A 23,238-nucleotide genomic window follows, 5' to 3' on the forward strand; every position below is an offset into this window, starting at 1 on the left:
GTCATTCCGAGGAAATTGCATAGCAATTGACGAAGCAATCTCAAGAGTTTGTTATTATTTCATGAGATTGCCACGCAGCCTACGGCTGCTTGCAATGAAAGAGCAGGAATGACATCGAGTCTACACCTCCGATAAATTCCAAAGTAGTTGATTTGCCTCAACAATTATATTTTTATCTACTAATTTCTTGATATATACTAATTTATTATCTGGTTTGATTTTTGCCTGATTAGAGTAAGTACTAACGAATTTTAAAATTTTATCAGTCATATCGGCATTTTTATAAAATTTAATCACAAATCCGTTATCTCCTGAATCTAGATTTTCAATATTTAACTTAAAGCATAATAGTTTTATTTTTACAATATCAAGTAAATTATTAAATTCAATCGGTAGTAAACCGAATCTATCAATCATCTCATCTTTAAATGTCTCTACTTCTATCTCATTACTTAAATTACCTATTCTTCTATATAGTCCAAGTTTAAGAGCTGCATCGGCTACATAATTATCTGGAATAAAGACGGATAATCCCAAATTAATAGTCGGGATAAAGGGTTGTTCTGAAACAATCGGTTCATCTTTAAAAATAGCTATTTGTTCTTCCAGCATTTCTTGATATAGTTCTGTACCTACTTCTTTAATTTGTCCTGATTGTTCTTCACCTATCAAATTACCGAAACCTCGTAAATCCATATCACGGCTTGCAATAGTAAAACCTGAGCCCAAAGCACAACTATTTTGTATTATCTCTAAGCGTCTTAAGGAGTGCGATGTCATCTTTTTATGACTTGCTACCGTTAGATAGGCATAACCCCGCATTTTACCTCGACCTATGCGACCACGCAATTGATATAGCTGACTAAGACCCAGCATATCAGCATTATGTATGATCATGGTATTTGCCTCGGCTATATCAATTCCTGATTCTATAATAGTAGTTGAGACTAGTATATCGAATTTGCCGGCATAAAACTCGCTCATAACCTCATCAATTTTACTCGGAGTCATTTTTCCGTAAGCTATTTTATAGCTTAATTCCGGCACGATTTGTTTTAATTGTTTTGCGATATCCTCTATATCTTTAATTCTTGGAACTACATAAAAACTTCTTCCGCCTCTAAAATGTTCGCGTAATAATGCATCTCTGATAATAACGGGATCAAACGGCATAACCGAGGTATGAACTTCCAGCCTGTTTAGAGGCGGCGTTGCAATAATGCTAAGTTCTTTTAAACCGGTCATTGACATTTGCAGCGTTCGAGGAATCGGTGTTGCCGACATTGCAAGTACATGGGAAGAGGATTTTAGCGATTTAAGAAATTCTTTTTGACCGACACCGAAATGTTGTTCTTCATCGATTATTAACAATTTCAAATTAAAGAATTTTATATTTTTATGTAATAAAGAATGAGTGCCTATTATTATATTTATTTTACCGCTTTCAAGCTCCGATCTTATAATTTTTGCTTCTTTAGAACTAATAATGCTAGATAATTGCTTGATATTTAAACCAAAACCTTTGAACCTTTCTATGAACCTTGAAAAATGTTGACTACATAAAATAGTTGTCGGTACAACTACGGCTACTTGAGGTAAATGTTCATTTAGAGATTTTGCTACCATAAAGACGGCACGCATTGCTACCTCTGTTTTACCAAACCCGACATCACCGCATATTAACCTATCCATTAACATACCGTTTCTTAGATCTTCTTTAATATCGTTTATAGCGATTAATTGGTCTTCCGTTTCGCTGAAAGGAAAATTAGCACAAAATTTATCATATTCTTCAAGGTCAAATTCAACGGAAGCACTACTATTAAGTTTCCTTTTAGCTGCTATTTGTATTAAATGCAGTGCTATCTCTTTTATACGCTTTTTAAGCTTTGCTTTACTTCTTTGCCATGAAACGCTACCAAGCTTATCAAGCTCCGCATTATCATTACCGTATTTTTTTATTACCTCTATACTTTCAACTGGTATATATAATTTATCATTGCCAGCATATAAAATCTTTAAAAAATCATGTGGTTTGCCTTTGATTTCTAAAGCTTCTAGCTTTAAAAACTGCCCTATTCCATGATCTTTGTGAACAACAAATTCGCCTTCAGCTAAATTATCAAGCTCCAGCAAGATATTTTTAAGTTTTTTGTTAGTGTTTGTAGAGCTAGGTTTTTCTTCTAATAATTCGCTAGCGGTAATAAATAAATATTCTTTCATATAAAAGCTTTGATTTAAAGGAATTATCGCGACATTTATTATTGAAGCCTTAGCCTCATCTAATTTATTTATCTCATTATATTTATATTCATAATTTTGAATTATGCTTTTGATTCGCTCAAAACTACTTAAAACGCTTGAGCCTATAATAATTTTCTTATGAGAATTTGCTTTAATAACCTCAAATAATTTATCGAAAACCGTTTTCTTTTCTATAAAACTTGTAGCAGCGATATTTTCAATTAAGCTAGCTTGCTCTGAGTTTTCAAAAGTAAGTAGTATATTATTTTTTTGTTCTAGTAATTCCATTATTTCAGAAGCGGTAAAATATAAGCTAGTCGGTGAAAGGGTGGGATAGAAACTATTAAATTTAAGTTTATTTGCCTCTGACCTTGCCGAATAAAAATCGTTATAACTATGTTCAAATTCTAAAATGGCTTGTTTTGACAAATTATCGAATATGAAAATAGGATCGTTTAAATAATCTATTAAGTTAGAGCAGGAATCGTAAAATAATGGGAGTAATTGTTCATATCCTGTGAATTTTCTTCCAGATATTACCGCCTCATATAAAGCATTATCAGTATGATTAACTCCAAAATTTCGTAAGTAATTATTCTTAAAATTACCTATAGTTTCACTATTTAAAACTATCTCATTTGCAGGACTAATAATAAGCTCCCTGCAGGATTTAGTCGAAATTTGCGTATCAATATCAAATTCTTTTATTGATTCAATATAACCCCAGCTAAAATGAATTCTATAAGCTTTAGGACCGGACAATATTATATCAATGATTTCGCCTCTAACCGCAAATTCCCCGACATCGATGCTACTCGCATTTCTTGTAAAACTATTTTCTACTAGAAACATAGCAAGCTCATCCGTAGTAAATTTCATTTTAGGGGATAATTTCAAAAAATATTTAGAAAAAAAATCTTTCGGCGGTAATTTGTTTAATAAGTTCGCTGTATGAGTGATGAGTAATTTGTTGCTATTACTATTATTTGTTGTTAGCTTGATTAATGTTTCTGCACGTCTAGATAAGATATTTGCATTTGGTGACGTATGGTCATAAGGGATGGTATTATAGCTTGGAAAGTAATAAATATTTTCATTAGAAGAAAAAAATAAAGCTTGCTTGTATAATTGCAACGCCTCCTCTTCATTACTCGCACTCAAGATGAAATCTTGCTTAAGATTCTTAGTAAAATTATCAATTGCAAAGAAAGATTTGGCAGCCGCCGGAAATTTTTGTTGTAACATTCTACAGGAGTTTATATTTTTGCTATTTTGTGTAATTTATCAATTATTTCGGCATCTAGATAAGAAGGAGCAGAAGATTTATTATTAATCCAATTATAAAGATCATTATCATTTTGATCAAGTATTAAAGAATAGCTTCCAAGTTTTGTTTCATCCATTAAAGATAGGTACTTTTCGGCAAAGCTACCGAGTATATAATCCATTTCTCTGCAACCGCGATTTTTACTACGGTAAAAAAGTTTCTTTTGTAAAGAGTTTTTATTTAATTTATTCATCTATAACATCTTGCAAAATTTTTTTATAATAATATTATTAAAATAATCAGATACCAAGATCATTTTAAAATGCTTTAATAATTCAGCACTCTAATAAATCCATTCTACATGGGTAAAATTCTATTAACTTTTATTATCAATAACAGCAAAAAAGCATAAATATGTCGGTTCAAAATATCTGTTCTACAAAAGCTTATGATATGCTAATTTCAAATGATAATGCTTTTCTTGTAGATGTTAGAACTAGAGAAGAGTGGCAGCAAGTGGGGATACCTCATTTAGATAATAAAAATAAGGTGATCTTTCTAAGTTGGCAATTGAATAAAGATTTTGAAGATAATTTTTTATCTATCGTTAACGATAAAATTCATGCAATAATATTTTTTCTGTGCCGTTCAGGATATAGGTCATTTATCGCAGCAAATTTTATAACTAATATAGGTTATAAAAATTGTTATAATATTAGTGACGGCTTTGAAGGAAATAATCAAGATAAAGGCTGGAAACAAAATAACTTACCGTGGCAGTTTTAAGTGAGTACTAACCAAATAATTTTAACGGATCAAGGTGATAATTATGTAAATGTCTGGAGTCACGTGGCTCAAGATCTTTACAATCATTACGGTGAAACTCTATATAATAGCTGGTTTAGTAAAGTCAATTTTATAGAGTCTTCATTAAATACCGTTATTCTTTGTGCCCCTACTAACTTTGTTAGAGATTGGATAAAATCCAAGTACTCTATGGTCATATTGCAACTATTTCAACATTATAATAATACCATTAAGTCAATTGAAATAATTACTAAAGAGTTACCTGGAACAACCCAAACAGTTACAGAATTACCTACTAAGACTTTTGCCGATATCGGCAGCAGTGAGCTTAATTCGGAAAATATCTTGTCAACCCTTGATGTACGTTTTACTTTCGATAATTTTGTGGTTGGAGCCCCAAATGAGCTAGCTTATGCAGCCGCAAGAGCGGTTGCAGAATCATCAGGTGCGGTTTCTGAGTCTAATCCGCTTTTTCTATATGGCGGCGTAGGGCTTGGTAAAACTCATTTAATGCATGCAATCGGTTGGTACATCAAGCAGCATAATCCAAGCCGCAAAGTGATATACATGTCGGCAGAAAAATTTATGTATCAATTTGTTAAAGCTCTGCGTAACAAAGAAGTAATCTCGTTTAAAGAGAAATTTCGTTCGGTTGACGTGTTAATGATTGATGATATTCAATTTATTTGCGGTAAAGATAGTACGCAGGAAGAATTTTTCCATACTTTTAATACATTGATTGATAATAACCGTCAAATGGTTATTTCTTGTGATAGATCGCCTTCAGATTTAGATAATATTGAAGATCGGATAAAATCTCGTCTTGGATGGGGCTTAGTTGCCGACGTTCATAGTACTACTTATGAGCTACGACTCGGTATTCTAGAATCTAAGATTGAGCAGATGAACGTTAAAATACCAAAAGACGTAATTGATTTTTTAGCATCTAAAATCGTTTCAAACGTTAGAGAACTTGAAGGAGCTTTAAATAAGGTGATCGCTCATTCTAATTTTACTTTAAAAGAAATTACACTCGAAAACACACAAAATATTTTGCGGGATTTACTGCGTTCTAATGAAAGAATAATTACCGTTGAAGATATTCAGAAAAAGGTAGCTAGCCGTTATAATATTAAGTTATCCGATATGTCTTCATCACGGAGATTACGAGAAGTTGCAAGACCGCGTCAAATAGCCATGTATCTTAGTAAAGCATTAACGCCGAAAAGTCTTGCAGATATCGGTAAAAAATTCGGTAAAAAAGACCACACGACGGTTATGCATGCTATTAAGAAAGTAGAAGAATTACTGGAAAACGATATAGAATTACGCGAAGAGATTAATTTGCTAATGAAAATATTGCAGAACTAAATGTCATACCGTAGTCAAGCTGACTTTGTTGCATGGTCCGAAAAACCGACTCGATGTCATTCCCGCGAAATCGGGAATCCCGGGTAAAGCAAAATAAATCTAGCTTTTAATTGTACAAACTTATTGTGTATAACCTTTAAATTACTGGATTCCCGCTTTCGTGGGCATGACATAAACAGCCATACAATAAAGCCAAAACGTCGCAGGAATGATATAGATATATATATCAAATGCTCTCAAAAAACGATTCAGTAAAAGAAATTTTTTTCAAGATTCTCCAGAAAATACCAAATTAACAGAATTATAAAGATAATTATGGTTACGGTGAGGGGGTAGCATATTTCTTACTTAAAAGTTTAAATGAATTAATAAAGAGGAATTACAAATTCACTATCTCGACTACGATTATCAAATTCACGCTAATCAAGAATATAGATATATTTTTAAGAATAGTAATATTACAAAATATTTTATTGCTCCTGAAAAGCGCTTATTTTATCAATTAAAATTTGTTGATGCAGACAGGGTATACTCAAATGATTTGGAGAATTGCAATGTAAAACGAGGAGCGAGTACGCACAGCCCTTAATAGGTGAGCATGCGAGTCCTCCGAAGTTTTGCAGAAACAATTCTTCAAATCATTTGAGTATACAAGCTACAGGCAGTCATCTATGTGGTAAAAATCAATATTAATACTACCTATGTATTTTTAAATCCTGATTCATTTACTCTTAGCTACCAAATTCTAGGACCTCAAAAAGACCATAATATTAATACTGTTTTTAATCGTATATAGTATTAGTATGTTCTCCAATTAGTTTAAAATATTCTTTCATACTATTGTCTATATCAGTTGTTTCCAAAGTTTGATTATTATCATCATCATTTGCATCATATATATCTTTTCTTTTAGACAAGGAAAGTTTTAATCTCTTTTGAAACGAGGTAGGAGAAATAGTTTGATTAAATTTGGGGGGTAATATCTTGTAATACATTCTTAGCATATTAAGGTGCATCAATATCATACCATTCTTTTATTTTAGCACATAAAATTTGTAGAATTTCAGGTAGGATTTTTTTTAATTTCTGTCTTGAGAGATGCTTGTTTTTGAGCTAAAAACCCTTCAATATTTTTTAAGCTTTCAGTAAATTCCAAGTAGGTTATTTCAATTAAATCCTTTAAATCTTGAGAAAAATCCTTTTTTTCAAGCAATTTAGTTTTTGTAAGCTTTAAATTACGTTCTCCTATATTGTTTACTTTAAGAATTAAAGCAGTTAAATTTTGGTCTAATGAATTTAACAACTTTATAGGACAATGCTCTAATTTATGAACTTTTGCTAAAAAAGATTTTATATCATTGCTTTTTACATTATCCATATTTTTGTAAAATTACATTGAAGCTAAGATGTCAAATATTCGTGCTATATTTGCTAGTTTACAATTATTTAATTTTTTACTAAGCCATTCTATTAATATATTACCTTCTTTAATAAGTAATAGATTACCATTTTGTACATTTGTAGTGTCATAATCTATTGGACAGGAATTTGGTAACACATATTTATAGTTTTTCAGTATACCTCTTGTTTGAGCAACGGCATGCTCAGCAGACATAGGAAAAAACTCCTTATATGATAAAAATATACTATTTTTATCAATAAGTTCTAAAAACATAGGAGCCGTAAATAAGGTTGCATTATTTCTATGTGTTGCAAGCATAAATAACAAATGTGTTAACTTTTCTGCAAAGTAATTTAGTTTTCGCGGTAATTCTTCTATATTTTGTGTCGATGCTTTAGCATGCACAACTTCAAATATACGTTTTATAATAGCATGTTTATATTCATGTTCTTGCTCAAATTTAGATAAAATTTCATCATACTTTCCTAAGCCAGGTACATCTGTTTGTACATTACCGGTTTTATAATGTACTATATGATTAATTGTAAAAGTTTCTTCTTTAGTATTTGAGATCTTACATATAGTAGATAAATCACTATTTATTTCTTCTAAAATCCAGTGCTTTAGCTGATTTTATTATTCCTGCCAATCATTTCAGCAAAAGCTAAAAGTCCTTTAGAATTATGTATGGGTTATTACTTATACTTTTTTAAGTTGATATTACTGTTGTGCAATTCTTGTAATAATACTTTCTTTGCATGCTGAGCAGTAATACCGTCTGCTAAAGCAAATATCTTAGGAATAGAGTGATTTGGATTAAATACACAATGCAATAGCTTTTGATAATCCTTATCACTTATATTTTCTTTGTTATAATTTTTAAATAATTATGTTTATTAAAAGCAGTTTTGATAATATTAAAATTTTCTTCGTAATAATTATTATCTACAACTAATATTTCAGATTTAATTTTTTTATAAATATTTCTAATAGTAGAATATTTAAAAAATCTATCAGCTAAATTATGTAATACTAAACCTAGTTTAAGTTTAAAATCTTCAGAGTTATATATATAATTAATATCTAGTATATTTTTAAGTAAAAAATTAAGATACTTAGGTAAAGTATAATTTTCTTTTAACTCTTCATCAGAGGAGCTATCAAAGTTTTTGTATTTTAGCATTATTATTTATAGTAGAATGAGTGTTAAATTATTTAGAAACAAATAATCCCTATAAGGGGGATTAAGGTATCTAGTGTCTCCGTAAGGGCACTAAAATCATCTCTATATAATAAATCATTTGTAGTACATAATTCTTTAATATCTAAAGTTTGTCCAGTATTTCCCTCAAAACAATACATAAATGCCAAAGCTTCCATAATTTTCTTATCTTTAACAAATTTAAATAATCGTTCTTTTCCATAAGTTATTGTATCTTCAACATCAGCTAAATCTTTCTCTACTAAGGGCATCATTGTATTTACTTCTTGAGCTAATAACTGAGGATCTATATTACTAGGATGACTTAGCATATCTCATACCATCATAGTTATAATATTAGCTATATACTAAAATATTCACTATTAATTAAGTTTTCTTTACTAATAGTTACAATTTATTTTATAAGTTAAATTTTGTTCAGTTTAGACTTTAGACAAATAAGTTTATTGACAAAAGTTAATTTTTATTGTACTTTGCTCTCTTAGTATTTTTTTGAAAGGTAGTTATGGTAGATATAAACAATAACAATAAGATTAACTTAGCACTATTTGAAGGCGGTGGAGTAAAAGGAAATATCCATTTAGAAAAATTAAAAATAATGGAGCAAATAACCGGTAAGCCTACTTGTGAGATATTCGATTTTACTGGAGGGACCAGTGTTGGAGGACTTATTTCTATTTTGCTTAATTTACCGAATCCTAATAATCCCGGAAAACCTTTATTCAGTGCAGCGCAAGCTCAAGAACTGTTTGAAGAAATGGCACACAATATTTTTCCGGTAGGATTAACTTTTAGAAAATTGTGGAGTTTTAATGGCTTATTCAGCCATAAATTTTCTCCTGAACCATTAGTAAAATTATTGAAAGCATATTGTAAGGATTATACCCTCAAGGATTTAATCGGTGATGTTGTAGTTACAGGTTATGATCTAAATAATAAACAAAATCCTCTTATGACCTTCTCTACTATAGATGCTAGACAAAGTGAAGAGAATGATTATTACCTTTCAGATATAATACAAGGCATCACTGCAGCACCTGGATATTTCCCCAGCCACAATTTCCGTAATATAACCAATACTAAATCACATAAAATTATTGATGGTGGAGTATATGCTAATGACCCAACCTTACAAACATGGCAATTATTAAAAGAAAATAACTATCACATAGAAAACGCTTTGTATTTATCATTAAAAGAAGAAGATAATGATGATTACCAAACTGTTTGTTGCGGCGGAGGCATGCTAGAACTAGTGAAAAATAATATGCCCGCTAAAATATTAGCAGCAACACAACAAGCTGATGAAAAAACCGCTCAAAGCATTTTTGGTAATACATTAATAGAAATAGCTACTTATATTCCAGAAAAACATGCTGAGATGAGTAATTCTAGTACTGAAAATCTGCACGCACTAAAAGAATTTGCTAAAAAATCTATATATGGAAGCTCCACCTTTAGAAATATACCTTATAATGAAAAGTTTAAAGAAGCTATTGATAAAATAATAACTAATTATAATGCAAATAACCCTAACGACCAAATTGTTATGAATGATTTTTACAAAGAGTTATTCCATATTAATACTTCTAATAACGCACTTGATAAAAGTTTTGAACAAGAAGAGGATATAGCAAACAACGAGGATGCAGTGAATACACCGATAGCTCAAGCTCTAGATTCTAAAGATATAGAACCTGGGAAAAAAGAATTATTAGCAGGTATCAAGGAGTTTTTTAATCCATTCATCGAAAAAAATCCAGAAGCAAAAGTAGATATAGAGAATTTTTTACACGAAATAAAAAATTTGACATTAGCAGAAATTGAAAACGGTATTGTTACTTTTAAAGAAGCTAGATTAAAATGGCAAGCAGAGCAGAATAACCTTGATGTATTTAGTAGCTGTAGTATGGAAGCCTTAAAAGAGGATATGACTCTTGAGGGTGAAGAGCATACAGATGATGTACAAGGTTATCTCTAACTTTCTTAATGTCATTCCGGCGTAGGCGGGAATCCAGTCAAAAAAGTATAAATATGCTAGACTTTTAAAACTAAACGATCGATTTATCTCGCTTTACCTTGGATTCCTGTTTTCGCAGGAATGAAATCGAACGCTTTCTTCGAGCCATACAACAACGCCACAGCTACTCACAATGACAACACCTGTGTTTAGTTAGGAATATTTGACTTTTTCTTCTTATATAAAATCCAAATACAGTAAAACGAAATAGCAGAGCTAATACTTAAAACGAAGCATAATACAGCAAAATTGCTTATCGTTGCGCCGTGTATTTTAGAAACCAAATAAGTTACAGCAGCGATAACTACGTAGTATATTGCACCAAATATAGATCCTGCCGTACCTGTTACTTTAGCATAATCCTTCAGTGCATAACGAAGCGTTATAGGGATAAGTAGATTATGCCCAACCATATGAATCATCATCGGTGCAAATATCATAGCGATTGCAAGATTATGACTCGTTGAAATAACTTCTAATATAAAAGCATTTACCGCAAATAATATACAACCGCACAAACTAAAAATAAATCCTAAACCCATAACTTTTTTATCGTGTACATGGCGTTTTTTTATTAAATACCCCCTCCTAAAAAGCCTCCAAAGATAGCGGCAAAAGATAACAAAAACGCTAATTTACCGTAAAAAGATGGCGAAACTTTCATTTTATCAATCAAAATAAAAGGAGCTTCTATGAAAAAACCGTAATATATGCCGTTAAATGCACCGATGATAAAAGCATATAACCAAAGAATTTTATCTTTAATAATTACCTGCAAAACCTCAAAATATTTACTGCTTTGGGAAAAATCTATATAAGAATTTATTTCAGGTAAAACTTTATAATATAGTACCGGTAAGGCTAAAAAATACAAAAACATAATGCCAGCTTGAATATTCTATAATATAGTCCCCTATAGATGAACCTAGAGAAGGGATAAATAACAGCCACGGAGATAAGCTAGCATAGACATATGATAACTCTAAGCCTTGATAGGAGTCTCCAGCCATACCTGCCCAATAACAGAACCTACACTTACACCGAAAGCTTGCACAAAACGAGCTATCATCAGCATTTCTATATTAACTGCAAAAATGCTAATAATTGAAGATACAACATAAATAAAAAGCCCTAATAAAGCTATAGGTCTCCTGCCGTAAATATCCGATAATCTGCCGAGTGATAATATACCAAGCGCAAACCCTAGAAAATATAATGTAGATGTAATTTGAGTGAGACCGCCGTCAATGCCGAAATATTTGGTTAAACTCGGTAATCCTGAAGTATAAATTGTTTCCGTAGTCGGTGATAAAATAAATAAGCATAGAAGCATCCATGCCGGAATCTTCGCAATAATTTTCATAAATGATTTTTTTTATTTCGGTTCATCGAGTTTTATAGATTAATCCGCTCCAAACAAATTTTTTCCATTATCATTTTTAATCTTTCTATTCTCTCAATCAAGTAAAGTCACTGCTCTCTGCTAATTCTATAATTTTTATCATATCTTGCATCAACGTAAGCTTTTTCTAGTAATTCAAAACATTCTTTTTGTTCGGGAGACGATTGCAGAAATACTTTAAGTAGCTCAACATTATAAATTTGCACAATATCCACCTAGCTTTCTTATATCGTGTAACTTTGGTTTGTAACAGGCAAAAACTAATAAAATGTTACTGTAAACACTTTCAGTGGCTTGATGCAGCTCAAAAGCACTTTTACTAAAATCACCTCTTTCTAATGGGTATTTACAATCAATAAAAAAACTCTTGCCTCTACCAAACCAGTATTCATAATCTTCTTTAGCTATTTCTTTTACTTCACTCCAAGGCAAATTTTTAGCTCGAGAAAGCTGCTCGCCACTATCATATAAAAGAATACCTTCATTCTTAATGTCGGTATAAAAATAACGCCCTTTTTCAAGCTTGTCATTTACCTCACTTATAGATTCGCATATTATAGATATCCAAGGTTCTAGCGAAAAAACCTCGGCTTTTCTTAAGCCTGTTTGTTCTAACCTTTTTTCTATCTTAGATTCTACCCTTAAAGTAGCATGCTCCTTAAATTTACCTTTTTTTCTACTAAAAAGTCAAAATCACTTGTATAACTATAAGTAGTATGATCTTCCGTATACATATCTTTAACCCAATCACCTCTAGCATACGAGCCATACAAGATAATCAGGGCAATTTTACCCTTGGCAACAGCCAAAATTTGCTGCACTATATAATAAGCCTATCTTGCACTTCAAGAGACCGTTTTGGTCAAATTGTTTTCATAGCTGATCGTTATTTAAACGTTAAATCTAAAATGTACTATATCCCCATCCTGCATTTTATATTCTTTACCCTCTAAACGCATTTTACCTACTTCCTTGGCTTTTGCTTCACTACCGAGATTTATGTAATCTTTATAGCCGATAACTTCTGCTCTGATAAAACCTTTTTCAAAATCGGTATGAATAATACCGGCAGCAGCCGGTGCAAGTGTGCCGTCTTTAAAAGTCCAGCTATGGGCTTCCTTTGGTCCTATAGTAAAAAAGCTTTTAAGGTTTAAAAGATTATACCCCTCTTTAATGACTTTACTAAGCCCTGTTTCGTCTAAACCTATAAATTTTAAAAACTCTTCCTTTTCTTCCATGCTTTCAAGTAAAGCAATTTCAGCTTCTATTTTTGAAGAAATTACGACACTTTTAGCATTTTCTTTCTTTGCTCTTTCCGCTACTAATTTTGTAAATTCATTACCTATAGCTGCATCTTTTTCAAGTACGTTACATATATATAAAACGGGCTTAGAGGTAATTAACTGCAATTGTTTTAAATTATCAACTCTTAAAGCTTCATTTAGCACTCTTGCAGGTTTATCCTCACCTAATACCTTATAAACCTCTTTTAACAGCTCTATCTGCTCTGCCATTGCTTTATCGCCTGACTTCAAGCGTTTTTCACTTGTAGCTAAACGCTTTTCAACCGATTCTATATCGGCAAGTATTAATTCCGTTTCAATAATCTCGAGGTCATGCAGCGGATCGACTTTGTTATGTACGTGCGTTATATCCTCATCTTCAAAACAACGCAGTACATGCAGTATTGCATCGACTTCCCTGATATGAGATAAGAACTTATTACCTAGCCCTTCCCCTTTGCTTGCTCCTTTAACAAGCCCTGCAATATCGACAAACTCAATATAAGACGGAATAATTTTACCGCTTCCGGCTAAGCTTGCTAGTTTATGCAAACGCGCATCAGGCACTAAAACTTTGCTGCTATTAGGCTCAATAGTACAAAACGGATAATTAGCGGCATCTGCAGCCTGACTTGCCGTTAAGGCATTAAATAACGTCGACTTACCGACATTCGGCAACCCAACAATTCCGAGTTTTAGTGTCATAAATTTTTCCGTAAATAATACATTATAGAATCTTTTTCGTAACCGTGCATAGCAAATTCAATTTTATACCCCAGTTTCTCATAAAACGATTTTGCTTGGCAGTCCATAGTAACAAGATGAATAAAATTACAGCCTCGTTCACGTGCTAAATCCTCAACCTTTTGCATTAGTACAATACCATAATTTTAGTTTCTTATATTTTCATTAACAAAGAGTGAATCAATGTAAAATCCCCCCAAGAACTCATACCGCTAATTCCTACAACAAAATTTTTATCCTGATCTAAACAGGAAAATGAAAAAGATTCAATATCTCCTACTAACCCCTTTTGTTCTCTAGCATCTTTGTTCAAAGCCTCAATAATTATAGTTCTATGAGTTCTATCCATTGCATCAGCATAAACAATTTCAAAATTTTGTGTCATAAATCTTTGCTTCTTTGCTGTTTAGTTTTAATATCGTTTTCCCGTCATTGCGAGGAGATGCATAGCATCAACGTGGCAATCTCGTGAAGTAGTATAGAATTCCTGAGATTGCTTCGTCAAAACTTACAGTTTTTCCTCGCAATGACGAGTTGGTATCATCCACACAGCAACGTCGATCAAGTCGTAGGAATAACATTGAATATATCAAGCTATCTTATTCTTAAATTCTTCTAACTTATTCTCTAATATTAAACCAAAGTTACTAGTGATTCTATCTATAGCTTGCATTACTGTTTCATACTCCGGTTTAGAGAAATGATTAAGTACGTAATCTGCTACATCCTGATTATTTTGCGGTCTACCGACTCCAATCCTAATCCGGTTATAATTATTACCTATAACCCCATCAATCGACTTTAAACCATTATGCCCGCCATTACCGCCACCGGTTTTAAATTTTATTCTACCTGTTTCTAAATCAATATCATCATGAATAACAAAGATTTTTGCGGGGTAGATATTATAATATGTTTTCACCGATATCACTGACTTACCGGACAAGTTCATATAGGTGGTAGGCTTTATAAAAATAATCTTTTGTCCATCACTAATAGTTTCAGCAATTTCACAATTGAATTTTTTCTTTGTACTAAATGATAAATTATATTGGTTTGCTATTTTCTCTATAGCAATAAAGCCGACATTATGCCTCGTATATTGATACTCTTTTCCTGGATTACCAAGACCAATAACAAGAAGCATAATAATTTACCTAATAAATAGTAATGGAAAATTTTTGAAGAAGTATTGATTTGCAAGAAGTACAGAATAATGCCATTCTTAGCTCAGCATTATTGCGTGGATCGAAAAACCTACTCGATGTCATACCGTGGCTTGACCACGGTATCCAGAAAAAAAATTAACAAAGACTGGATACCGCTACAAGCTCGCAGTATGACAATTAAAGATTACCGGATTCCCGCTTCTAGCTAGGAATGGCATAAAACGAGCCAAACAACAACGCCTACGAATCCTCGCAATAACGATTTAAGTATCTAAGCAAGTCCTTATCGTGAGAATTATCTTACTTCCCTGCTTCAGCGGCTTGTTGTTCCCCTTCAGCTTCAGTTTTTGCTCCTCTACGTCCTATAATAGTTGCAAGGACAAATTCTTTTTTTGTAACAAAACTACATCCTTTCGGTAATTCTATTTTTGACGATTTTAGCGAAGTAGCCATAGGCATATTAGTAACATCTATAGTTACGTTTCTTGGGATATTATTAACATCACATAATAAAGTAACTCTTCTTTTTACTATATTAAAGTATCCACCTCTTTTAACGCCTAAAGCTCTTTCTTTCCCTTCATATACTACAGGTACTTCCATTTTTTGGGTTTTCTCTTCTAAAAAGACAAAATCAACATGGCGTACTATATCCGTAACAGGATGTAATTCTACAGCCTTCGGCAATACTTTATATTTTTTCTTATCAATTGTTAAATTAATTAACTGAGAGATAAAAGCCGGCTTTCTATAATATTTAGTTATTTCCTTTTCTTCCAAAGAAATACTAACAGGTGTTTTACCCGCTCCATAAATAATAGCCGGAACACGCCCTGCTCTTCTTAATGCTCTTGCTGCTCCCGTACCGAATTCCGTGCGGGATTCCGCTTCAAGTTCTAATATTTCACTCATTATTACTCCATATTAACTTATAATAAATCTTCATTATCATACTTAAGTACAATTAAAAATTCAAGTAAATTAATTTTTGACTAGAATATAGGAGTAATATATTCCTTAGTTAAAATTCTTTAATTTATTGGATATTGAAAAGAAATTTAGTTCTAACCGAAATTATTTTGTAAGGAAATTATGAAACAGATACAACCTAAGCGTAGTGCAAATCCCTCAAACTGTGGAGAAGAAATTGCTACCAAGGATATAATAAGGATTTTCTCCTTGAATCTATTATGTACTCTTCTGACTCTGACTATATTGGGCGTGACAGCGAGAGTGAAGATGACGATTCTTATGCATCAACACTCTTGTTAAAAATAAAGAACCGGAATGCAAAATTCACTTAGATTTAGTTTAGTATATTACATATGTGCTACCAAACAAATGTTAGAGAACAAGCAGAAAATGCGAAGGTTTCTAATTTAGACAATGAAAGGCAGGTAATTAAATGTAGTACAACTCCAACAATTCTGTACCGAAAGTTTAATTGAATCTATGATAACATCAAAAAGCAACATAGATGCTGACAAAATTATCTTACCTTTCCCTTCTGTAGAACAACAAAGACAATTAGGGAAATTATATCGTTATAATTAAAAATTTTAAAGAGCTTTACCCTTCTAATTCTGACAATGGTAACGTTGGAATAGTAATATTATTAGGTGATGAAAAGGGGTCATACGGCGACCTAAATCTATGGGATATTTAAAAATTTATGAGTTTGCAGAGATAATCTAGCACCGCTTTCTAATGCTAATTTTACTGCTAACTCATTATTTTCGCCATTAAGTCTTTGGTTGTTTTGATCCATAGGTTGAATAAAAACCGGTATATTATAAGAGGTTTGCCCTACTTCCGGTATGAGACTATATTCTAAAATATTTTTAGCAACGATAAATTTCACCGCACTAATTTTAGGCAATAAATCTTCTCTTATTTTACTATAACCAGTTTTACCTACCTTCGGCGAACAAATTATAGACACTTCTTTCGGCAAAGAACGATATAACGTACCGTTAGTCTCTATTTGAACTTTAACATCTCGGTCTAATAACTTCTGACATAATAACTCTATAGGTTGACGCATCGGCTCACCGCCGGTTATTACTACTAAATTAATCGATTTTTCATTTTTAGAATTTAATGCCAGGCTTTCTACTTTATTCAAAATCTTATCTATATCTACTAAATCAAAATCTTCAAACTCCGTATCACAAAAATTACAAGCAAGATTACATCCTCCAAGCCTAATAAAGATCGCAGGACAACCTACAAAAATGCCCTCCCCTTGTATAGTCTTAAAAATAGACTGTACCTCTAACTGAGTACCGTCACCGTTTAATATGCTTCTTTTAGGATTTTGTCCAAACATTTTTAAATTATTATCGATTGATTAAAAACATTATAGTACATTTTTATAAAAAAATCTTGCAATAACTAATAAAAAAAACTATTATCTAGGTTTCATCGGTCATATGGCTTTGGTATGCCTAATGTTTTACCGTTTAAACCTAGAAATACCAATTATAAGGAACAATATGCCTAAATTAAAAACAAAATCTGCCGTAAAAAAACGTTTTAAACTTACTGCTAACGGCAAGGTTATTGCATCTCAAGCAGGTAAAAAACATTTTATGCGTCGTCGTACTAAAGCTCAAATTCGTAACCTTAGAGGAACTACAATACTTTGTCCTCAAGACGGGTATAATATTAAAAAATATTTTTTACCGTACGGTATAAATTAATTAACTAGGAGCTAAAGCAATGACACGTGCAAAATCAGGAAAAATTTCCAAAAATCGACAAAAAAAAATCCTTAAATTAGCCAAAGGCTATAGAGGTAGAGCAAATAGCTGTTTTAGAGTAGCTATTGAGAAAGTAGAAAAAGCCCTCCAATATGCTTATAGAGATCGTAGAAACCGTAAACGTGATTTTAGAGGTTTATGGATTCAAAGAATAAATGCAGCAGTAAGAGAACATGGGCTTGTTTACTCTCAATTTATGGGAGCTCTTAAAAAAACAGAAATCGATATAGATCGTAAAGTACTTGCAGAACTTGCCGTCAATAACAGTGACGGATTCGTAAGTATTGTAGAAAAAGCAAAAGCACATATTTAAGTATTTAATGTCATCTCGTGGTCAAGCCACGGGATGACATATTTATAATAATTAATTTTTATTTTCGTTCGGTATAAATATTATGAAACGTACATTTCAACCTAGTAATTTAGTTAGAAAAAGAAGACATGGTTTTAGATCTAGAATGGCTACTCCAACCGGAAGAGCAATCTTAAGAAAACGTCGTGCTAAAGGTAGACATAAATTATCTGCTTAAAATAATCTGATTTATCAAATTGTCTATTACCTCTTTAAAAAATCAAAAAGAATTTGAGCTTATAAATAAGCTTGGAAAGAAGCTCCATGAGAGATATTTTATTTTGGTAATCGCCACAAAACTTCCAAAAATCTTCCTTGAATCAAAATATAACACCTTTTTAGGAATCAAAGTTAGCAGAAAGCTAAATAAAAAAGCTGTAGTTCGCAACAAAATTAAAAGGCGTATACGACATCTAATTAGAATTATTGTTAGTAATTCTAGCTTTAAGGCTATAAAATTTGCAATGATTATTATTCCGAGAAAAGGATTTGAAGAGATAAACTTCTCACACTTGAATTATGAATTAAGTAAAGTAATTCTAAGAAATATTTAGATTTTATTAGACCTCTTCGGAAACTCGCTTATAGAGAGGAATTTGAAGGAGACACGGAACACAGAACCGCAGCATACACAAGAGTACGTGAGGATTCAAGTACCGGATCGACGTACAAATTACCTCTAGAAGTAGAGTTTCCGAAGAGGTCTATTAAAATGACTTGGCATTACTCGCGTGGCTTGGTTTTGCCGTCATTGCGAGGAAAAATTGAAAATTTTGACGAAGCAATCCAGTAAAAAATTCTGATTTACAGATTTTTTACTATTTTTTATAGATTGCCACGCTTCTTGCAGTCGCTGCGTTGTGGCATGGCTCGTTTTATGTCATTCCCGCTTTCGCGGGAATGACATCGAGTAGGTTTTTCAAGCCATGCAAGCAAGCCTTCCACGGGAATAATATTGAATTTACTTATACTCCCTCTGTCCCCTCTCCTAATGCCGGTACTTCTTCTACTACAGTAAGTGTTGTATCTATAGTATTTTCTTCAGACGTAATAGTATTTATAGTAGAATTATAATATTTTTTTACTAATTCGATAACGTCTAAATTATGCGTCTCTTCTGCCGTATAAATATTAGAGCTACCTACCTCTATAGTACTATACTCAAGTACAGCTTTTAGAATAGCTAAATCACCTTTCTCTATAGCCTTATCAAGATTATATAATTCTATTTTTGTAGTACTATGCTCAAGTACAGCTTTTAGAATAGCTAAATCACCTTTCTCTACAGCCTTATCAAGATTATATAATTCTATTTTTGTAGTACTATGCTCAAGTACAGCTTTTAGAATAGCTAAATCACCTTTCTCTATAGCCTTATCAAGATTATATGATTCTATTTTTATAGTACTATGCTCAAGTACAGCTTTTAGAATAGCTAAATCACCTTTCTCTATAGCCTTATCAAGATTATAGTTACTTACTTTAGTATTACCATAATTAAGTAAACACATTACTAGTTCAGAATTCCCTTGCTCTATAGCGTTCCCTATACTAATATCAGTGTATAATCCTTTCTGATTTAACATAGTCTCTATCTTGCTTAGAGACAATTTATTAAAATTATATGTTTCTAAGGTTAAAGCTCTACTAAATACCCTGATTAAGTCATCGTATGTTAATTCTTTTGGCTTTGTTTCTATATTTAAGTTAAATATTTCAGGATATGATTTATGATATTTCGCATGAATATTTTTATAAAATTTTACAAAAGCTTTATATTCTTTATGTAGAAAAGCCGGCAACTCCGCTATGCTTTTCATCTTTTTAATTTTATTAGCACTTAAAGAAAAACTATAAATTTGATCGTCTAATTTATAGCTTATACTAAAATCTGATGCTACTAATAGATGAAAATGATCTCTTATATATTCAATCAATAAAAAGTCATTTTTTGTTCTAGCATCGTAATTACTTTGAGCTAATCGTACAATATTTGCATCGCTGGCCTTATTATAAGTGCATAACACCATGTTGCCCTGTATCCAATCTAAATGATGTTGAGCGGCTCCTGAATGACAAGAAAATATATGAACAATATTACATTGATTTGCAATGGTATTATTTTGTATTTTATTAAGCATTGTAATATCTAACACAGAAGTTGTACCTTCATCAGAAAATATACTCATTGATAAGTAAGAAGGCTCAGGCATAAAATATGATTTAATTTTTCCCCATAAACCTAAATTAGTAGGTTTATAGAAAAACTCTGATCCATGTGCATTTATAAAATATTCACTACCTGTACCTGAAGGTAAGTCAGCTAAGGTTTTTATTTCCTTGATATCAGGATTTTCATTTTTCATACTTATATTCGGGCCTTTAAACAATATTTTTTGCATATTTATATCCTTATATAATTAACTTAATTACCATATTCTATGGGATTACCACATAATATGACAATTTTTATAAAAGTCAAGATAGAGTGGGTATTTTATTCATAGCTGTTAAGTTTTTAATAAGAAAAAATCATATAAAGCTATATAGTATTTATAAAAATTTAGAGTTGATAATTATATAGATAATAGCATTGAAAATAAGGCTATAAAGTAACCGGCAAAAAAGGGATAAGATTTAAAACAATCTTATCCCTAGTTGCGAATAAAAATAGAGTTTAGAAAGAACTTGCAATATTATTTATTAAATCTCCGGATCAGTATTTCCCAATATTGTTGTATCTGAATTATTATCCGTATTTTCTTCCATAAAATTTAAATTGAGTGCAATAGTATTATTTAAAAGAATTTCAGAAGTGATTCCTTAATTACTGATTGACTATTATTTATATTTTCTATTATACCTTTTGAAACAATATTTGACCCTAATGTACCCTCACTAGATATATTTAAAGTACTGCCTGATACTAGATCTAGTGTACCAACGATATTCAAAGACCTTCCTGCTTCTATAATTACGGTAGTATCAGAATTGAATGAGATATTACTAAGAATCACATTTGATGCTATAATAAGTTTAAGAGTATTCATATGCATAGAGTCTAAATGAATATCTAAACAATCTTCAACCTTTATTTCTTTTAAATAATTTTCTTATGCCTCTTTTGACATCTCAAGTAACTCATTTTTAGAAATAGTCATTTTTTCTGTTAATTTATATAAATTTCTATCTTTTAAGAGATCTAATAAAATTTTTACTAGGTAACAACTGCAATAGTTCCTTATAAGTTATGGTATCGGAACACCATTTTATTAACTTCCAATTTCAAAAAAGAATTTTTTATTATTTTCTTCTGTTAGTGTTCTATAGAATTTTATCCGCTCATCATTTACCGTAAAATCATCAGCTCACTTTTTGAGCGTTTCTTCTAACCTATCTAATATTGCTAAATCACAAAATCATTACTGTTATGTATTTGATCATTATTAAAAGTAAGGATTGTACTATTTCCTGCTATTAACCCACATAACTTATCTAACTCATGACCAACTACGTAATCAATATCTTTAAAACTAAGTTGCTTTTGTTTCAATAATTTTTAAATATTTTCATTAAGAAGATAAGTTGTTTTTGTTTGTATCGTTTATTGCTCCAAGTTCATTGATGCCTTTGTGCTTATCATCTTCATAATAATTACGAGCAATTTCAAATAATTTTGTTACTGCATTTGCACTAGCGATATCATTATAACTAGCTAATGTATTTAATAATTCATGATTTGAAATAATAGCTTTCATTTCTTCTGCACTTAATATTTTCTCTTTCACTAAAAAATGATCTTCCATCTTTTCTATTGATGATTAGCTCTTACCGCTTGTACCCTTGCCCCTAATTGTTTATAACTATCTATACTTTCCTTATCTTGTTTTTTCTTATACACCTCTTCTATTGCTTTTCGCTCTAATTCATTACTCTTATTCTACTCCCAAGCCTTTTTTTCTTCATTTTCAGGTTGATCGTTTTTAATACGCTCTATTTTGTATCTATTTCTACAATTTTCTCTTCTATAGATATACTTGATTTTTTATATATTTCTGCAAAAAATTCATAATTTTTATCTTTAATATATTTCCTAAATTCTGATTTTAATCTAAAGAATTCTTGCATGACTGCAGAATTTTTAATAATCTCAGGCAATTCCAAATTATTTAAATCACCTTGGATATATTGAAAATTTTCTTTTTGCTTTTCATAGTCAAATAAAAATTCTGCTTTTATATATTCTTCAATAGCATCAATAACACTTACTACAAAACTTGTCTTTTCTACTTCAAAATCTAATTCGCTCATATTTAAATCCTAATTATTATTAAATTGAAATTTAAGAAATTTTAACTGTTGGTAATATAGTCAATTCAATGAGATTTGCATAAAAGGCGCAAGGCACGAAACCTATAACTAATAGGAAAGCAACGAGTAATGATGTAGGTGAGTCCAAATCAATTGACTATAAAATACGGTCATTGATTTTTATGCAAAATTCTATCGAACTATTCTCAATAAAAACTTACAACCACTTCCGTTTCTTAAAATATTTATAGGTAATAATTGTAGATAATAGCATTAAGAATAAGGCTATAGGATAACCATACGGTGATTTAAGCTCAGGCATTACGGTAAAATTCATGCCGTAAATACTAGCTATTAAAGTGGGTGGGAGAAAAAATATAGTAACCAACGAAAAAATTTTAATAATATTATTTTGTTCAATTGCAATCATACCGAGTGCTGCGTCTAGGGTTCTTGCAATCTCGCTAGATATAAATTGTGAAAAATTAATTATTGAGTCTACGTCTCGAAGCAATGTATCTAATAGATCCTTAGATGCTTTATTGTGAGTTATTTGTGGAGATTTTAAAATATATTGAATAGCCATAGTTAAAGAAAATAAACACTCACGGCTTTTAGAAAGTAAATCACCTTTTCGACCTATTTTCTTTAATACATTGGTATGATCTATACGCAAATCATTAATATTACTATCAAGTATTAAACGTCCATAATCATCAATATCCATACTAATCGACTGTACAATATTCGATAATCTTGTTACCATATTACGAAGTAACATAAATAAAATATTTTCTGCATTATGTTTGTTATTAAGCTGCTTAGCAAATTTATTTATACAGTCATTAAAGGGTATTAATTCTACGTAACGAACTGTTATAA

General features: G+C 31.2%; 29 protein-coding genes and 3 pseudogenes (1 of these 32 cut by a window edge). 9 read left to right on the forward strand and 23 right to left on the reverse strand.

Annotation, left to right across the window (positions count from 1 at the left end; all coding sequences use genetic code 11):
• Positions 1 to 120 precede the first annotated feature (120 nt).
• Both mfd and RSL_RS04700 read right to left on the reverse strand, forming a co-directional pair.
• A complete protein-coding gene (gene mfd, locus RSL_RS04695) occupies positions 121 to 3,489 on the reverse strand; it encodes a transcription-repair coupling factor (RefSeq protein WP_014273651.1) in 3,369 nt (1,122 codons plus the stop codon).
• A gap of 11 nt (positions 3,490 to 3,500) precedes the next feature.
• The gene (locus tag RSL_RS04700; protein WP_004997963.1) at positions 3,501 to 3,764 is read right to left on the reverse strand and encodes an FAD assembly factor SdhE; all 264 of its coding nucleotides are present in this window, start codon (positions 3,762 to 3,764) and stop codon (positions 3,501 to 3,503) included.
• 161 nt (positions 3,765 to 3,925) lie between these two features.
• Between RSL_RS04700 and RSL_RS04705 the strand changes: the two genes are divergently transcribed.
• The 3 genes from RSL_RS04705 to RSL_RS10090 all read left to right on the forward strand — a co-directional run bounded on the left by RSL_RS04705 (position 3,926) and on the right by RSL_RS10090 (position 6,485).
• On the forward strand, positions 3,926 to 4,297 hold the full coding sequence (locus RSL_RS04705) for a rhodanese-like domain-containing protein (RefSeq protein WP_004997961.1): 372 nt from the start codon (positions 3,926 to 3,928) through the stop codon (positions 4,295 to 4,297).
• Positions 4,298 to 5,689, forward strand: coding sequence for a chromosomal replication initiator protein DnaA (gene dnaA, locus RSL_RS04710; protein WP_014273652.1), 1,392 nt, complete (start codon positions 4,298 to 4,300; stop codon positions 5,687 to 5,689).
• 673 nt (positions 5,690 to 6,362) lie between these two features.
• Complete coding sequence (locus tag RSL_RS10090; RefSeq protein WP_231282938.1) at positions 6,363 to 6,485, forward strand: DUF6314 family protein; 123 nt, start codon at positions 6,363 to 6,365, stop codon at positions 6,483 to 6,485.
• On the opposite strand, the gene RSL_RS04715 is transcribed toward RSL_RS10090, so the two are convergent.
• The 5 genes and pseudogenes from RSL_RS04715 to RSL_RS04735 form a co-directional block, all read right to left on the reverse strand.
• Positions 6,472 to 6,693: a hypothetical protein gene (locus tag RSL_RS04715; protein WP_032850710.1), complete on the reverse strand. Its 222-nt coding sequence runs from the start codon at positions 6,691 to 6,693 to the stop codon at positions 6,472 to 6,474. The genes RSL_RS10090 and RSL_RS04715 overlap by 14 nt on opposite strands.
• 59 nt (positions 6,694 to 6,752) lie before the next feature.
• Positions 6,753 to 7,067, reverse strand: coding sequence for a hypothetical protein (locus tag RSL_RS04720; RefSeq protein ID WP_016926427.1), 315 nt, complete (start codon positions 7,065 to 7,067; stop codon positions 6,753 to 6,755).
• Positions 7,068 to 7,079: 12 nt separating this feature from the next.
• Entirely contained in the window at positions 7,080 to 7,496 is a 417-nt protein-coding gene (locus tag RSL_RS04725; protein WP_041472098.1) for a hypothetical protein, read from the reverse strand.
• 451 nt (positions 7,497 to 7,947) lie between these two features.
• Positions 7,948 to 8,274, reverse strand: coding sequence for a hypothetical protein (locus RSL_RS04730; RefSeq protein WP_010977519.1), 327 nt, complete (start codon positions 8,272 to 8,274; stop codon positions 7,948 to 7,950).
• Between the two features lie 28 nt (positions 8,275 to 8,302).
• Positions 8,303 to 8,624 (reverse strand): annotated as a pseudogene (locus tag RSL_RS04735) (hypothetical protein).
• 194 nt (positions 8,625 to 8,818) lie between these two features.
• On the opposite strand from RSL_RS04735, the gene RSL_RS04740 reads away from it, so the two are divergent.
• Positions 8,819 to 10,294: a patatin-like phospholipase family protein gene (locus RSL_RS04740; protein WP_014273654.1), complete on the forward strand. Its 1,476-nt coding sequence runs from the start codon at positions 8,819 to 8,821 to the stop codon at positions 10,292 to 10,294.
• 188 nt (positions 10,295 to 10,482) lie between these two features.
• Here RSL_RS04740 and RSL_RS08035 read toward each other — a convergent pair.
• The 10 genes and pseudogenes from RSL_RS08035 to RSL_RS04800 all read right to left on the reverse strand — a co-directional run bounded on the left by RSL_RS08035 (position 10,483) and on the right by RSL_RS04800 (position 17,260).
• A pseudogene (locus tag RSL_RS08035) lies at positions 10,483 to 11,696 on the reverse strand (Bcr/CflA family efflux MFS transporter).
• Between the two features lie 107 nt (positions 11,697 to 11,803).
• Positions 11,804 to 11,941 carry a HEPN domain-containing protein gene (locus RSL_RS10095; RefSeq protein ID WP_004997939.1) on the reverse strand — a complete coding sequence of 46 codons (138 nt, stop codon included), beginning with the start codon at positions 11,939 to 11,941 and terminating at the stop codon, positions 11,804 to 11,806.
• A complete protein-coding gene (locus tag RSL_RS10100) occupies positions 11,928 to 12,167 on the reverse strand; it encodes a HEPN domain-containing protein (RefSeq protein ID WP_041472099.1) in 240 nt (79 codons plus the stop codon). The genes RSL_RS10095 and RSL_RS10100 overlap by 14 nt, the downstream gene beginning before the upstream one ends.
• A gap of 209 nt (positions 12,168 to 12,376) precedes the next feature.
• Positions 12,377 to 12,544 carry a nucleotidyltransferase domain-containing protein gene (locus tag RSL_RS04770; RefSeq protein WP_014419885.1) on the reverse strand — a complete coding sequence of 56 codons (168 nt, stop codon included), beginning with the start codon at positions 12,542 to 12,544 and terminating at the stop codon, positions 12,377 to 12,379.
• Between the two features lie 81 nt (positions 12,545 to 12,625).
• Positions 12,626 to 13,723 carry a redox-regulated ATPase YchF gene (gene ychF, locus RSL_RS04775; RefSeq protein WP_014273655.1) on the reverse strand — a complete coding sequence of 366 codons (1,098 nt, stop codon included), beginning with the start codon at positions 13,721 to 13,723 and terminating at the stop codon, positions 12,626 to 12,628.
• Complete coding sequence (locus RSL_RS04780) at positions 13,720 to 13,890, reverse strand: GNAT family N-acetyltransferase (RefSeq protein WP_014273656.1); 171 nt, start codon at positions 13,888 to 13,890, stop codon at positions 13,720 to 13,722. The genes ychF and RSL_RS04780 overlap by 4 nt, the downstream gene beginning before the upstream one ends.
• A gap of 26 nt (positions 13,891 to 13,916) precedes the next feature.
• On the reverse strand, positions 13,917 to 14,147 hold the full coding sequence (locus RSL_RS04785; protein ID WP_014273657.1) for a hypothetical protein: 231 nt from the start codon (positions 14,145 to 14,147) through the stop codon (positions 13,917 to 13,919).
• Between the two features lie 204 nt (positions 14,148 to 14,351).
• Positions 14,352 to 14,909, reverse strand: a complete 558-nt coding sequence (gene pth / locus RSL_RS04790) for an aminoacyl-tRNA hydrolase (RefSeq protein WP_014273658.1) — start codon at positions 14,907 to 14,909, stop codon at positions 14,352 to 14,354.
• A gap of 322 nt (positions 14,910 to 15,231) precedes the next feature.
• Positions 15,232 to 15,843, reverse strand: coding sequence for a 50S ribosomal protein L25/general stress protein Ctc (locus RSL_RS04795; RefSeq protein WP_012736701.1), 612 nt, complete (start codon positions 15,841 to 15,843; stop codon positions 15,232 to 15,234).
• A gap of 739 nt (positions 15,844 to 16,582) precedes the next feature.
• Complete coding sequence (locus RSL_RS04800; protein ID WP_004997925.1) at positions 16,583 to 17,260, reverse strand: 7-carboxy-7-deazaguanine synthase QueE; 678 nt, start codon at positions 17,258 to 17,260, stop codon at positions 16,583 to 16,585.
• A 166-nt stretch (positions 17,261 to 17,426) separates the two neighbouring features.
• Here RSL_RS04800 and rpmI point away from each other — a divergent pair, with 166 nt between their 5' ends.
• From rpmI to RSL_RS08055, 5 genes and pseudogenes are all read left to right on the forward strand, one after another.
• On the forward strand, positions 17,427 to 17,633 hold the full coding sequence (rpmI, locus tag RSL_RS04805) for a 50S ribosomal protein L35 (protein WP_014273659.1): 207 nt from the start codon (positions 17,427 to 17,429) through the stop codon (positions 17,631 to 17,633).
• Positions 17,634 to 17,652: 19 nt separating this feature from the next.
• Positions 17,653 to 18,006, forward strand: coding sequence for a 50S ribosomal protein L20 (gene rplT / locus RSL_RS04810; protein WP_014273660.1), 354 nt, complete (start codon positions 17,653 to 17,655; stop codon positions 18,004 to 18,006).
• Positions 18,007 to 18,088: 82 nt separating this feature from the next.
• Positions 18,089 to 18,223 carry a 50S ribosomal protein L34 gene (rpmH, locus tag RSL_RS04815; RefSeq protein ID WP_011270688.1) on the forward strand — a complete coding sequence of 45 codons (135 nt, stop codon included), beginning with the start codon at positions 18,089 to 18,091 and terminating at the stop codon, positions 18,221 to 18,223.
• Positions 18,224 to 18,242: 19 nt separating this feature from the next.
• Entirely contained in the window at positions 18,243 to 18,599 is a 357-nt protein-coding gene (gene rnpA, locus RSL_RS04820; protein ID WP_014273661.1) for a ribonuclease P protein component, read from the forward strand.
• A gap of 8 nt (positions 18,600 to 18,607) precedes the next feature.
• A pseudogene (locus RSL_RS08055) lies at positions 18,608 to 18,757 on the forward strand (palindromic element RPE1 domain-containing protein); the annotation flags it as partial.
• A 253-nt stretch (positions 18,758 to 19,010) separates the two neighbouring features.
• On the opposite strand, the gene RSL_RS04825 reads toward RSL_RS08055, so the two are convergent.
• From RSL_RS04825 to RSL_RS04845, 6 genes are all read right to left on the reverse strand, one after another.
• On the reverse strand, positions 19,011 to 20,447 hold the full coding sequence (locus RSL_RS04825; protein WP_014419886.1) for an ankyrin repeat domain-containing protein: 1,437 nt from the start codon (positions 20,445 to 20,447) through the stop codon (positions 19,011 to 19,013).
• A gap of 396 nt (positions 20,448 to 20,843) precedes the next feature.
• Entirely contained in the window at positions 20,844 to 21,101 is a 258-nt protein-coding gene (locus RSL_RS04830) for a hypothetical protein (RefSeq protein WP_041472101.1), read from the reverse strand.
• 350 nt (positions 21,102 to 21,451) lie between these two features.
• Positions 21,452 to 21,598 carry a hypothetical protein gene (locus RSL_RS09370; RefSeq protein WP_014419888.1) on the reverse strand — a complete coding sequence of 49 codons (147 nt, stop codon included), beginning with the start codon at positions 21,596 to 21,598 and terminating at the stop codon, positions 21,452 to 21,454.
• A gap of 19 nt (positions 21,599 to 21,617) precedes the next feature.
• On the reverse strand, positions 21,618 to 21,851 hold the full coding sequence (locus tag RSL_RS04835) for a hypothetical protein (protein WP_010977538.1): 234 nt from the start codon (positions 21,849 to 21,851) through the stop codon (positions 21,618 to 21,620).
• Positions 21,852 to 22,038: 187 nt separating this feature from the next.
• Positions 22,039 to 22,356: a hypothetical protein gene (locus RSL_RS04840; protein WP_014273663.1), complete on the reverse strand. Its 318-nt coding sequence runs from the start codon at positions 22,354 to 22,356 to the stop codon at positions 22,039 to 22,041.
• 217 nt (positions 22,357 to 22,573) lie between these two features.
• Positions 22,574 to 23,238, reverse strand: the 3' portion of a protein-coding gene (locus RSL_RS04845) for a magnesium transporter CorA family protein (RefSeq protein ID WP_014273664.1). Its footprint extends 295 nt past the window's final position; 665 of the gene's 960 nt are visible here — the last part of the coding sequence; its start codon lies off the right edge, out of view; its stop codon occupies positions 22,574 to 22,576.

This window comes from Rickettsia slovaca 13-B, from assembly GCF_000237845.1.
Lineage (GTDB): Bacteria > Pseudomonadota > Alphaproteobacteria > Rickettsiales > Rickettsiaceae > Rickettsia > Rickettsia rickettsii.